The sequence below is a fragment of the Streptomyces sp. NPDC002671 genome (assembly GCF_053592475.1).
Genome location: NZ_JBSFVU010000004.1, coordinates 399,468 through 411,257, shown reverse-complemented (window position 1 = coordinate 411,257; position 11,790 = coordinate 399,468). Strand labels below are relative to the sequence as shown.

General features: G+C 72.4%; 9 protein-coding genes and 1 rRNA gene. 5 read left to right on the top strand and 5 right to left on the bottom strand.

What is annotated here, in order from left to right; translation table 11 throughout:
- Positions 1-93 (top strand): 5S ribosomal RNA (rrf, locus tag ACWD35_RS08700); the annotation flags it as partial.
- A gap of 97 nt (positions 94-190) precedes the next feature.
- Here the strand turns inward: rrf and ACWD35_RS08695 are convergent.
- The 5 genes from ACWD35_RS08695 to ACWD35_RS08675 are packed head-to-tail and all read right to left on the bottom strand — an operon-like array spanning position 191 to position 5,804.
- On the bottom strand, positions 191-1,501 hold the full coding sequence (locus tag ACWD35_RS08695; protein WP_451350421.1) for a DUF58 domain-containing protein: 1,311 nt from the start codon (positions 1,499-1,501) through the stop codon (positions 191-193).
- Complete coding sequence (locus ACWD35_RS08690; RefSeq protein WP_451350420.1) at positions 1,501-2,490, bottom strand: AAA family ATPase; 990 nt, start codon at positions 2,488-2,490, stop codon at positions 1,501-1,503. Before ACWD35_RS08690 ends, ACWD35_RS08695 begins: the two co-directional genes overlap by 1 nt.
- Positions 2,490-3,683, bottom strand: a complete 1,194-nt coding sequence (locus ACWD35_RS08685) for a DUF4350 domain-containing protein (protein WP_451350419.1) — start codon at positions 3,681-3,683, stop codon at positions 2,490-2,492. The genes ACWD35_RS08690 and ACWD35_RS08685 overlap by 1 nt, the downstream gene beginning before the upstream one ends.
- Positions 3,680-4,462 (bottom strand): DUF4129 domain-containing protein, encoded by a 783-nt coding sequence (locus tag ACWD35_RS08680; protein WP_451350418.1) that lies wholly within the window; start codon positions 4,460-4,462, stop codon positions 3,680-3,682. The genes ACWD35_RS08685 and ACWD35_RS08680 overlap by 4 nt, the downstream gene beginning before the upstream one ends.
- A 4-nt stretch (positions 4,463-4,466) precedes the next feature.
- Positions 4,467-5,804 carry a hypothetical protein gene (locus tag ACWD35_RS08675; protein WP_451350417.1) on the bottom strand — a complete coding sequence of 446 codons (1,338 nt, stop codon included), beginning with the start codon at positions 5,802-5,804 and terminating at the stop codon, positions 4,467-4,469.
- 140 nt (positions 5,805-5,944) lie between these two features.
- Here ACWD35_RS08675 and mtnA point away from each other — a divergent pair, with 140 nt between their 5' ends.
- From mtnA to ACWD35_RS08655, 4 genes are read left to right on the top strand one after another with little or no spacing between them, the layout of a single operon-like run.
- Positions 5,945-7,078: an S-methyl-5-thioribose-1-phosphate isomerase gene (gene mtnA, locus ACWD35_RS08670; protein WP_451350416.1), complete on the top strand. Its 1,134-nt coding sequence runs from the start codon at positions 5,945-5,947 to the stop codon at positions 7,076-7,078.
- Between the two features lie 15 nt (positions 7,079-7,093).
- The gene (gene mtrA / locus ACWD35_RS08665; RefSeq protein WP_187279108.1) at positions 7,094-7,783 is read left to right on the top strand and encodes a two-component system response regulator MtrA; all 690 of its coding nucleotides are present in this window, start codon (positions 7,094-7,096) and stop codon (positions 7,781-7,783) included.
- A 1-nt stretch (position 7,784) separates the two neighbouring features.
- On the top strand, positions 7,785-9,893 hold the full coding sequence (mtrB, locus tag ACWD35_RS08660; RefSeq protein WP_451350415.1) for an MtrAB system histidine kinase MtrB: 2,109 nt from the start codon (positions 7,785-7,787) through the stop codon (positions 9,891-9,893).
- A complete protein-coding gene (locus ACWD35_RS08655) occupies positions 9,883-11,718 on the top strand; it encodes an LpqB family beta-propeller domain-containing protein (RefSeq protein ID WP_451350414.1) in 1,836 nt (611 codons plus the stop codon). Before mtrB ends, ACWD35_RS08655 begins: the two co-directional genes overlap by 11 nt.
- Positions 11,719-11,790 lie beyond the last annotated feature (72 nt).

The window sequence follows — 11,790 nt, the reverse complement described above, 5'->3', positions numbered from 1 at the left end:
ACGCCCGGTTACATTCCGAACCCGGAAGCTAAGCCTCACAGCGCCGATGGTACTGCAGGGGGGACCCTGTGGGAGAGTAGGACGCCGCCGAACAAATTTTGAGAAAACCCCCGCATCTTCGGATGCGGGGGTTTTCTGCGTTCTGGAGCCGTTTCCCCTGAAGGGGCGGCTGGGCCGAGTGGATCGGGGATCAGAGCCGGCCCGCCGCTTTCAGGGCCAGATACGCATCCGCCAATGCAGGCGCCAGATCTTCCGGTGTCGCGTCCACCACCGTCACCCCATGACGACGAAGCTGTTCCGCCGTGCGCTGCCGTTCGCTTTGTGCCTGAGCCGCCGCCGCAGCCTGGTACACCGCCTCGGTGGTTCCCCGGGCCATCGCCATCTGGGCGATGTGCGGGTCGGCCACCGAGGCGACTAGCACCGTGTGGCGCTGGGTGAGCTGGGGGAGCACGGGAAGCAGGCCCTGTTCCACCGGTGCCGCGTCGAGCGTCGTGAGCAACACGACCAGGGAGCGTCGAGGGGCCGTACGAAGCGCGGTGGCCGTCAGGCCACGGGCGTCGGTCTCGACGAGTTCCGGTTCGAGCGTGGCCATCGCGTTGACCAGGGAGGGCAGGACGTCGCCGGCGGAGCGACCCTGGACCAGGGCACGGGCCCGGCGGTCGTAGGCGAGCAGGGCCACGCGGTCTCCGGCGCGGGATGCGAGGGCCGCGAGAAGCAGGGCCGCGTCCATGGAGGCGTCCAGGCGTGGGGCGTCGCCCACTCGGCCGGCCGAGGTGCGGCCTGTGTCCAGGACCAGCAGGATGTGGCGGTCGCGTTCGGGGCGCCAGGTGCGGACCGCTACGGCGGACTGGCGGGCCGTGGCTCGCCAATCGATCGAACGGGTGTCGTCTCCGGGGACGTACTCGCGCAGGCTGTCGAATTCTGTGCCCTCGCCACGGGTGAGGACACTGGTGCGGCCGTCGAGTTCACGCAATCGGGCGAGTTTCGACGGCAGGTGCTTGCGGCTGGTGAACGGGGGCAGAACCCGTACTGACCAGGGCACTTTGTGGGCGCCTTGGCGGGTGAAGAGGCCGAGCGGGCCGTAGGAGCGGATGGTCACGCGGTCGGCCTGGCGGTCGCCGCGGCGGGTGGGACGCAGCCGGGTCGTCACGCGGCGCCGTTCGCCCGGCGGCACGGTGACGCGGTGGCGAGAGGCGTCGACCTCGCTGCCGGACTGCCAGCTGCTGGGCGGCCAGGCGTCGCGGATGTGGGCGCGCAGGGGGCGGCCGGTCGGGTTGGTGATCGTGAGCGTGACGTCGGCGGTCTCGCCGAGACGCGTGGAGGTGTCGCCGGAGCGGGACAGGACGAGGCGTCGTACGGGTGCTGCCAGCGCGAAGTCGCAGGCGCAGGCGAGGGCCAGGGGGCCGTTGACCGCGAGGATTCCGGTCCAGCCGGGCTCCAGGATGCCGACGGGGATCGAGCCGAGGGCCGCGAGGAGGGCGGCGCGTCCGGTGAGCGCCATCAGCGGGGGACCGGTACGTGGGCGAGGATGGCGTTGATGACGGAGTCCGCGGTCACGCCTTCCATCTCGGCTTCGGGGCGTAGCTGGACCCGATGGCGCAGGGTGGGCAGGGCGAGTGCCTTCACGTCGTCGGGGATGACGTAGTCGCGGCCGGTCAGCCAGGCCCAGGCGCGGGAGGTGGCCAGGAGGGCCGTGGCGCCGCGCGGGGAGACGCCCAGGGTGAGGGAGGGCGATTCGCGGGTGGCGCGGCAGACGTCGACGACGTAGGCCGTGATCTCGGGGGAGACGGTCGTCTTCGCGACCGCGGCGCGGGCCGCTTCCAGGTCGGCGGGCCCGGCGACGGGGCGTACGCCGGCGGCGTGCAGGTCGCGCGGGTTGAAGCCCTGGGCGTGGCGCGTGAGGACGTCGATCTCGTCCTGGCGGGAGGGCAGAGGGATCGTCAGCTTGAGCAGGAAACGGTCCAGTTGGGCCTCGGGGAGGGGATAGGTGCCCTCGTACTCGACCGGGTTCTGGGTCGCCGCGACCAGGAACGGTTCGGGGAGCGGCCGGGGGGTGCCGTCGACCGTGACCTGACGTTCCTCCATGGCCTCCAGGAGGGAGGACTGGGTCTTGGGCGGGGTGCGGTTGATCTCGTCCGCGAGGAGGAGGTTGGTGAAGACCGGGCCGGGCTGGAAGGAGAACTCGGCGGTGCGGGTGTCGTAGACAAGGGAGCCGGTGACGTCGCTCGGCATCAGGTCCGGAGTGAACTGGACGCGCTTGGTGTCGAGTTCGAGAGCGGATGCGAGCGTTCGGACGAGCAACGTTTTGGCGACTCCGGGGACTCCTTCTAGTAGTACGTGCCCGCGGCACAGGAGGGCGACGACGAGGCCGGTCACGGCGGGGTCCTGGCCGACCACGGCTTTGGCGATCTCGGCGCGCAGGGCTTCGAGGGAGGCTCGGGCATCGCCCGCGTTCCCGGAGGGCCCGGCGTTGTCAGTGGTCGGGTCCATCATGAACGGCGTACCTCTCTTTCGAGGGCGTCGAGTTGGTCGGTGAGTGCGATGAGGGCCGCGTCGTCGCCGGGCGGCGGTCCGAAGAGGAGGGAGTGCAGGGTCTGCCCGTCGCCGTGGACGTGGGCGGACAGGGCGGGGAGCAGGGCCTCGAGCGTGTGCGCTTGGGAGACGGGGACGCCGACGAGAGGGGCGAGGCGCGTGCGGGTGGTGGAGCGGAGAGCGGCTGCCGCGCGGTCGCGGGCGTTGGCCTTGCGGTAGAGGCGGGCGCGGCCTTCGGCGGTTTCGGAGGCGCGGATCGCGACGGGGAGTTTTTCGGGCACGAGGGGGCCGAACCGGCGTGCCCGCCAGAAGGCGGTGAGGGCCGCGGCGATGAAGAGCTGCAGGGTGCCCCAGAGCCAGCCTGAGGGGAGCAGGTAGAGGAAGCTCTTCCGCTCACCCGTGTCGTTGGTGGAGGTGTCGGAGAGCGAGGGGAGGTACCAGACCAGATGGGGGCGGGAGCCGAGGAGTTGAAGGGCGAGCGAGGCGTTGCCCTGCTTGTCGAGACGCTGGTTGTAGAGGATGTCCGGCGAGCCGAGGACGACGGTGTCGCCCCCGGAGGCCGCCGGGAGGCGCAGCAGGGTGGCGAGGCGTCGGCTGGGGTAGCAGAGGTCGGCGTCGGGGCGGCTGGTGGTGTAGCGGACGCCGCCGGTTTCGGCGCTGCCCGCGCGCCGGGCCTCGGGGAGAGTGCACTCGGGGTCGAGCGTCGAGTCGGTGGCGGTCGCGGAGTCCGCGGTGACCCCGGGCGCGAGGCGTTCGACGGACCAGCTGCCGGGGGCGACGAGGAGGGTACGCCCGCCGGAGTCCGCCGTCACCGAGTGCAGCCCGGCCTGTTGACGGTGGGTCAACAGGTCCGGCACGGCGACCAGAAGAGTGGTGTCGGGGCCGGCGGCGGCGCGGGCCGCGCCGAGCGTGGTGACCACGCGTGTGGACACGCCCCGCCCGGCGAGGAGTTCGGCGACGGCGCGGCTTCCGTAGGGGTCGGCCGAGCGGGGGTCCAGTTCGCCGTGCCGGGCGGTGGAGCGGACGGTGGCGATGGCCACGGCCGCCGCGAGGATCAGTACGACGGCGAGGGCGATGCCTCGGGAACGGGTCCACACGCGTCGGGCGGTGGGCGCGGTCGACGTGGTTGGCGGGGCCGCCTCGGTCGTCATTCGGCGGCCCCCTGGCGGTGGTTGTGGGCCGTGCTGGTGGCGCTGTCGGCGAGGACGGGCCTGGTGCGTTCCAGGTCGCGGTCGAGTTCGGAGATGCGGTGGTACGACTGCTCGCTCGCTCTGCGTCCGCCGTATGTGACGTCGTCGAACTCCCGTGCCGCGGACTGCAGTCGGTCCGTGTGTGAGGGGAGTGAGCGGCCGGCCTCGGCGGCGGCCTCGTCGGCGGTGCGGCCGGGGCGGATGTCGAGCAGGGCCCGTTCCTCCAGGGAACGGACGATGGCCCGCATGCGTTCCTGGACGGCCTGGTTCCAGTGGCCCTGGGCGGCGTGCGCCTCGCTGGCCGCGCGGTGTTCGGCGGCGCTGCGGGGCCGGTCGTCGAACAGGGCCGCGGCGGAGGTGGGTTGGCGGCGCGGGGCGCCCAGGCGCCACCACAGGGCCGCCAGTACGGCGACGACGAACAGCACCACGACGACCAGGCCGACGGTGCCGCCGGGTGTCGCCGAGGCAGCCGTGTCGAGCAGTCTGCCGAGCCAGTCCCAGAAGGCGTTCAGGGCGCGCTGGAGCAGGCTGGGGTCGTTCTCGTGGTACATCCGCTTGGACAGCTCACGCCGGGCCGCCTCCCGCGCGGGACCGCGCGGGGTGGTGACGGGCGGTTCGTCGCCGGAGCCGCCGAGCGCCAGGATGCCTGTGTCCGCCGTGCGCAGCAGGCGTCCCAAGCCCGTGGCGGCGGCGCCCGGCAGGGCCGGGACCGCCGCGAGAACTCCCCCCGTCAAGCTCACCGCATCAGCTCCCCGGGACGGGGCCGGGGGCTGTGGAGTCCTGGACACCGGCGGCGCGGGCCAGTTCGAGGTCGAGTGCCTCGCGGCGGATGCGCTGGTCGATGTAGAGAAGCACGGTGACGCCCGCGTTGATCGGGAACGTGATCATCGAGCCGATGACCGAGCCGATTCCGCTGAAGATGAGGAAGGTCCAGCCGACGTGCCCGGTGCCCGTGCCGAACAGGCCGGTCATGCCGTCGCCGCTCACGGCGGCCCCGATGAAGATGAAGGGGAGCGCGACGAGCGAGGTGACGATGTTGGCGATGATCCCGGCGAGCAGCTGGATGCCGAGGACACGCCACCAGGAGCCGCTGACGAGCTTTGCCGAGCGGCTCATCGACTTCACGATGCCCTGCCGCTCCAGCATCAGCGCGGGCGAGGACAGCGAGAAGCGGACCATCAGCCACACCACGACGACGGCGGCTGCGAGCAGGCCCAGGACGAGCAGGGCGGCGGCGGTGTCCCTGCTGCCGTCGAAGGCGAGGACGATGATGCCGGGCAGTGCGCCGCCCAGCAGCACGCCGGCCGCGATCAGGCCGAGCAGGAAGAGCAGGCCGAACAGTTTCGGGATCTGCGGGCGGGCGTCGCGCCAGGCCTCCCCGGTGCTCACCGGTTTGCCGAGGACGGCGCGGCTGGTGACGGTCGTGAGCAGGGCGGTGGCGACGATGGTGCCGACCACGGAGATCAGGGCGACGACGCCGGTGCCGAGCAGGGTCTCGCCCAGGGCGCGGAAGGCTTCGCGGGGGGTGGCGTTCCGGTCGTTGAGCGAGGCGTCGGTGACGGTGTCGTTCACGACGAAGCCCTGCAGGAGGATCACGGCGATCTGCGTGACGACCGCGACGGTGAGCGAGATGCCGAGGACCGTGCGCCAGTAGGTGCGCATGGTGGAGACGGCTCCGTCGAGGATCTCGCCGACGCCCAGCGGGCGCAGGGGGATCACGCCGGGCTTGGCCGCGGGCGGCGGGCCGCCCCAGCCGCCGCCCCACGCGGGGTAGCCACCGCCGGGAGCAGCGCCGTAGCCGCCGCCTGGGCCACCCTGCGGGCCGCCCCAGCCGGGGCCCGGCGGTGGGGGCGGAGGCGCCTGGCCCGGGCCCTGGGCGCCCGTGGGCGCGGACCACTGGCCGGGTGGCGGTTGCTCCTTGGACCACTTCACTCCTGGGCCCTGCGGCTCCGTGCCCGGCTGCGCGGCGGGCTCGGCGGGGCCAGGACGGTCGGCGGGCTCGGCGGGGCCGGTCGCGCCGGGTTCCCGCCCGTCGGACGACGGGGCGGATCCGGGCGAGGCCCAGCCCGGAGTGTCGTTCATCGAAGCTCCTTCACGGTGCCCGTCCGCGGACGCGGCGGCAGGTTGGCAGCCATCGTGCCATGGGGCGGTCACCAGTTGACCGGTCGCGGTAGGGGCTGGGCACCTTCAATAGTCCGCCGGACAGGGGGCAGACTGACCGCATGGCTGATCAGCAGGCGCACAACGGTGGGGACAAGCAGTCGACTGCGATACCGGTCATCCGGTGGGAGGAACCGCCCGAGGGACCCGTACTCGTCCTTCTGGACCAGACGCGGCTTCCGGCCGAGGAGGTCGAGCTGGTGTGCACGGATGCGCCGGCGCTGGTGGAGGCGATCCGCTCGCTGGCCGTGCGCGGGGCGCCGCTGCTGGGGATCGCGGGGGCGTACGGGGTCGCGCTCGCCGCCGCGCGGGGCTTCGACGTGGCCGAGGCCGCCGCGGCGCTCGAAGGCGCCCGGCCGACCGCGGTGAACCTGTCCGTCGGGGTGCGCCGGGCCGAGGCCGCGCACCGCACCGCGCTCGCCCGGAGCGGCGATCCGACCGCGGCGGCAGCGGCGGCGCTGGCCGCGGCGCGGACCCTGCACCAGGAGGACGCCGAGGCCAGCGCCCGGATGGCGGCCCACGGGCTGGCGCTGCTGGACGAGCTGCTGCCCGGCGGCGGGCACCGGATCCTCACCCACTGCAACAGCGGTTCGCTGGTCTCGGGCGGGGAGGGAACGGCGTTCGCGGTGGCCTTGAAGGCGCACCGGGCCGGACGTCTGCGGCGCCTGTGGGTGGACGAAACGCGTCCGTTGCTGCAAGGTGCTCGCCTGACGGCATACGAGGCGGCCCGCAACGGCATGGCGTACACCTTGCTCACCGACAACGCGGCGGGTTCGCTGTTCGCGGCGGGAGAGGTGGACGCGGTGCTGATCGGGGCGGACCGGATCGCGGCCGACGGTTCGGTGGCGAACAAGGTGGGGAGCTATCCGCTCGCGGTGCTCGCGCGGTACCACCATGTGCCGTTCATCGTGGTGGCGCCCGTGACGACGGTCGATCCCGACACGCCCGACGGGGCGTCCATCGAGGTCGAACAGCGCCCCGGCTTTGAGGTGACCGAGGTCACAGCACCCCAGGTGCCTGTGACGGGAGCAGGAGGTGGGATTCCGGTGGCACCCCTGGGGACCCAGGCGTACAACCCGGCGTTCGATGTGACGCCGCCCGAGTTGGTGACGGCCATCGTCACCGAGGAGGGAGCCGCCTCACCCGTGACGGCCGAGGCTCTTGCCGAGCTGTGTGCCAGGTCACGCCAGGTATAACGATTAGCTAATGGGATGATGTCGTTTATGAAGGGACGAGTCCTTGTCGTCGACGACGACACCGCACTGGCCGAGATGCTCGGCATTGTGCTGCGTGGTGAAGGTTTTGAGCCGTCTTTCGTAGCCGACGGCGACAAGGCGCTGGCCGCTTTCCGTGAGAGCAAGCCCGATCTGGTGCTGCTCGACCTGATGCTGCCCGGCCGGGACGGCATCGAGGTGTGCCGGCTGATCCGGGCGGAGTCCGGAGTGCCGATCGTCATGCTCACCGCCAAGAGCGACACCGTCGACGTGGTGGTGGGCCTGGAGTCGGGTGCGGACGACTACATCGTCAAGCCGTTCAAGCCGAAGGAGCTGGTGGCCCGGATCCGTGCGCGGCTGCGCAGGTCCGAGGAGCCGGCGCCGGAGCAGCTCACCATCGGTGACCTGGTCATCGACGTGGCCGGGCACTCCGTGAAGCGGGACGGGCAGTCGATCGCGCTCACCCCGTTGGAGTTCGACCTGCTCGTCGCCCTCGCGCGCAAGCCGTGGCAGGTGTTCACGCGTGAGGTGCTGCTGGAGCAGGTGTGGGGTTACCGGCACGCGGCGGACACGCGGCTGGTCAACGTGCACGTCCAGCGGCTGCGCTCCAAGGTCGAGAAGGACCCGGAGCGGCCGGAGATCGTGGTGACCGTCCGTGGTGTCGGTTACAAGGCCGGACCGAGCTGACATGTCCGGGGACAGCGCCGCTTCGGCTCCCGGCCGGTCCGGGGACCGTCCGGGGCGGCCTGTCGGCCGGAGGCCGGCCGGTTCGCGCTGGGGGCGGATCCTCGAGGGCGGGCTGCTGCAGGGCGGGGTGCAGGGCAGCCCGGTCCTGCGGTTGTTCCTGCGCTTGATACGGCGCCCGCTGCTGCCGGTCATGCGGCTGTGGCGGCGCAACATCCAGCTGCGGGTCGTCGCCACGACCCTGGTGATGTCGCTCGGCGTCGTCCTGCTGCTGGGCTTCGTCGTCATCGGGCAGGTGCGCAACGGCTTGCTGGACGCGAAGGTGCGGGCCTCGCAGAGCCAGGCCACCGGCGGCTTCGCCGTGGCCAAGCAGAAGGCCGACGAGGCGGCCGGCAGCTCCGGCACCGCCACACCCGACGGCACCTCCACCACGGACACGCGGCAGTCGCAGAACGTCATCCAGTGGATGAGCGACCTCGTGGAGTCGCTCTCCAGCGGTGGCGCGGGCGCCTTCGACGTGGTGACGCTGCCCGTGGGCGACGAAAGCGGCGGCGGGCGCAGCCCGCGCGGTTCCGGGTACGTCGACCCGTCCGCCAGCGTGCCCGGGGATCTGCGTGACCGCGTCAACAGCAGTACGACGGCCGCCCAGAGCTACACGCGGATCGTCTACAGCAACGGCAAGGAGTCCCAGCCGGCGCTGGTCATCGGCAAGCAGGTCAACGACCCCAACGGCCAGCCCTACGAGCTGTACTACCTCTTCCCGCTCACGCAGGAGGAGAAGTCCCTGAGCCTGGTCAAGGGCACCCTCGCGACCGCCGGGCTTTTCGTCGTCGTACTCCTCGGGGCCATCGCCTGGCTCGTGGTGCGGCAGGTCGTCACGCCGGTGCGGATGGCGGCCGGGATCGCGGAGCGGCTGTCGGCCGGGCGGCTGCAGGAGCGGATGAAGGTCACCGGCGAGGACGACATCGCGCGCCTGGGCGAGGCCTTCAACAAGATGGCGCAGAACCTCCAGGTGAAGATCCAGCAGCTGGAGGACCTGTCGCGGATGCAGCGGCGGTTCGTCTCCGACGTCTCGCACGAGCTGCGCACCCCGCTCACGACGGTCCGGATGGCCGCCGATGTCATCCACGAGGCCCGCGAGGACTTCGACCCGGTGACCGCGCGGTCGGCCGAGCTGCTCGCCGACCAGCTGGACCGCTTCGAGTCGCTGCTCGCGGACCTGCTGGAGATCAGCCGCTTCGACGCGGGAGCGGCGGCCCTGGAGGCCGAGCCGATAGACCTGCGGGTGGTCGTGCGACGGGTGGTCAGCGGGGCCGAGCCGCTCGCGGAGCGCAAGGGCACACACATACGCGTGATCGGCGACCAGCAGCCCGTCGTCGCCGAGGCGGACGCCCGGCGTGTGGAGCGCGTGCTGCGCAACCTCGTCGTCAACGCCGTCGAGCACGGTGAGGGCAAGGACGTCGTCGTCAAGCTCGCCTCGGCGGGCGGCGCCGTCGCCATCGCGGTGCGCGACTACGGCGTCGGACTCAAGCCGGGCGAGGCGACCCGGGTCTTCAGCCGCTTCTGGCGGGCGGACCCGGCACGCGCGCGTACCACCGGCGGTACGGGCCTCGGGCTGTCGATCGCCCTGGAGGACGCCCGGCTGCACGGCGGCTGGCTGCAGGCCTGGGGCGAGCCCGGCGGCGGGTCGCAGTTCCGGCTGACACTGCCGAGGACCGCCGACGAGCCACTGCGGGGCTCGCCGATACCGCTGGAACCCAAGGACTCGCGCCGCAACCGCGGACTGGACGACGCCGGCCGGCCCCGCGCGGGCGGCGAGAAGCGGGCGACGGTCCCGGTGCAGCCGGGCGGCGGTCAGATGCCGCCGCTGCCGCCGGGCGCCCCGGGCATGCAGCGCCGGGCCGCCGTCACGCCCGCCGCCGACCCGACCGCGCTGCCCGGCAACGGCAACGGTGCGCGCGTGGTGCCCCGGCCCGCCGCGGGCGGCCATGCGCAGGAGGCGAACGCGGCCCGTCCGGCACCGGACGCGGACATGAGCCGGCCGGCGCCCGACGCGCACACGGCCGGGCTGGAGGACTCGAACGAGCCAGGGGAGGCATTTCGTGGGCGCTGAGCGCGAGGGGGGCGCGCGGCGCCGGCATGGGCGTGCGGTGGCGTATACGGCCTGCGGGGCCGTCGTGCTGGCCGGGTGCGCCTCGATGCCCGACAGCGGGGACCTGCGGTCGGTCGAGTCCACGCCGCGCCAGGACACCGGCGTACGCGTGTTCGCCATGCCGCCCGCCGAGAACGCCCAGCCCGGCCAGATCGTGCAGGGCTTCCTGGAGGCGCTGACCAGCGACGACCCGAACTACGACACGGCCCGCCAGTACCTGAGCGCCGACGCCGCGCGCACCTGGCACCCGGAGTGGTCGATCGTCGTGCTCGCGAACGCGCCGAGCACGACGCAGGACTCCAACGCGGGCGGCCGGGAGGGCGGCAACGGCGGCCTGACCTACGTGCTGGCGGGAAGCAGGGTGGCCACGGTCAACGCCCAGCAGGCGTACAAGCCGGCCGACGGGTCGTACAGCAAGCAGGTGCACCTGTCGAAGGACTCCAAGAGCGGGCAGTGGCGCATCGACGGGCTGTCCAACGGAGTCGTCATGGGCAAGTCGGACTTCCAGCGCAACTACACCTCGGTCGACAAGTACTACTTCGCCTCCAACACGGCCGTTGGAGCGACCGGACAGCCGGTGGCGGTCGCCGACCCGGTGTTCGTGCGCAGCAAGGTGGATCCGATGACCCAGATGGTGCGCTCGCTCCTGAAGGGGCCCACCAGCTGGCTCGGGCCGGTGGTCAGGTCCAGCTTCCCGACCGGTACGGCCCTGCAGCCGGGCATGTCGGGGCTGGCACCGGACGACCAGAACAAGCTCACGGTGCCGCTGAACCTCAAGGCCTCCCGCGTGGCGGCGACCAAGTGCACCGAGATGGCCACCCAGGTGCTGTTCACGCTGCGGAACCTGACGCCGACGCTGGAGTCCGTCGAGCTGCAGGGGACCGGCGGGGATCAGCTGTGCGAGCTGACCGAGGAGCACGCCGAGGCCGAGACCTGGCACGGGTCGGCCAAGCGCCCCGAGTACCTGTACTACCTCGACGGCAAGCACCGGCTGGTGCGGCTGTCCACCGACACGACCGGCACCAGCGGCTTTCCGGTGCCCGGCGCACTGGGCGAGGGCGACAAGGAACTGCAGTCGGTGGCGGTGTCGCGGGACGAGCACAGCGCCGCCGCCGTCGGCGGGTACGGCAGCAACCTGTACGTGACGTCGCTGATGTCGGGCGGTTCGCTCGGGGACGCGGTGCTGACCAGCAAGGGCCCGGCACCGGCCGAGCGGCTGGCCACGCCGAGCTGGGACGCCCGCGGCGACCTGTGGGTGGCCGACCGCGACCCGCACGGGCAGCATCTGTACGTCCTGGAGCAGGGCGTCGCCAAACCGGAGGAGGTCGCCGTCCCGGAGCTGCCAGGCCACCTCATGGACGCACGGGTGGCCGCCGACGGGGTGCGGATCGCACTGGTCGTGGAGAAGGACGGCAAGCAGTCCCTGCTGATCGGCCGGGTCGAACGCGAGGACAAGACCGGGGAGGGTCCCGTCGTGCGCGAACTGCGTTCGGCCGCACCCGACCTGGAACAGGTCAGCGCCATGTCGTGGGCCGGGGACAGCAGGCTGGTCGTCTTCGGCCGCGAGCAGGGCGGCCTGCAGCAGCTGCGGTACGTCCAGGTCGACGGCTCCACGCCGGACGGTCCGGCGCCGGGCGCGCTCACGGGCGTCAAGGCGGTCGCCGCGTCCGAGTACGAGCGGCTGCCGCTGGTGGCCTACTCGGAGGACGGGATCGTACGGCTGCCGTCCGGGACGCAGTGGCAGAAGGTCGACAAGGACGGGGTGGCGCCGGTCTACCCGAACTGATCCGGGCCGCGCTTCCCGAAGGCCGGCTTGCCGCCGGTTTTCCACAGGGGGTTTTCCACAGGAGTGGCCGCT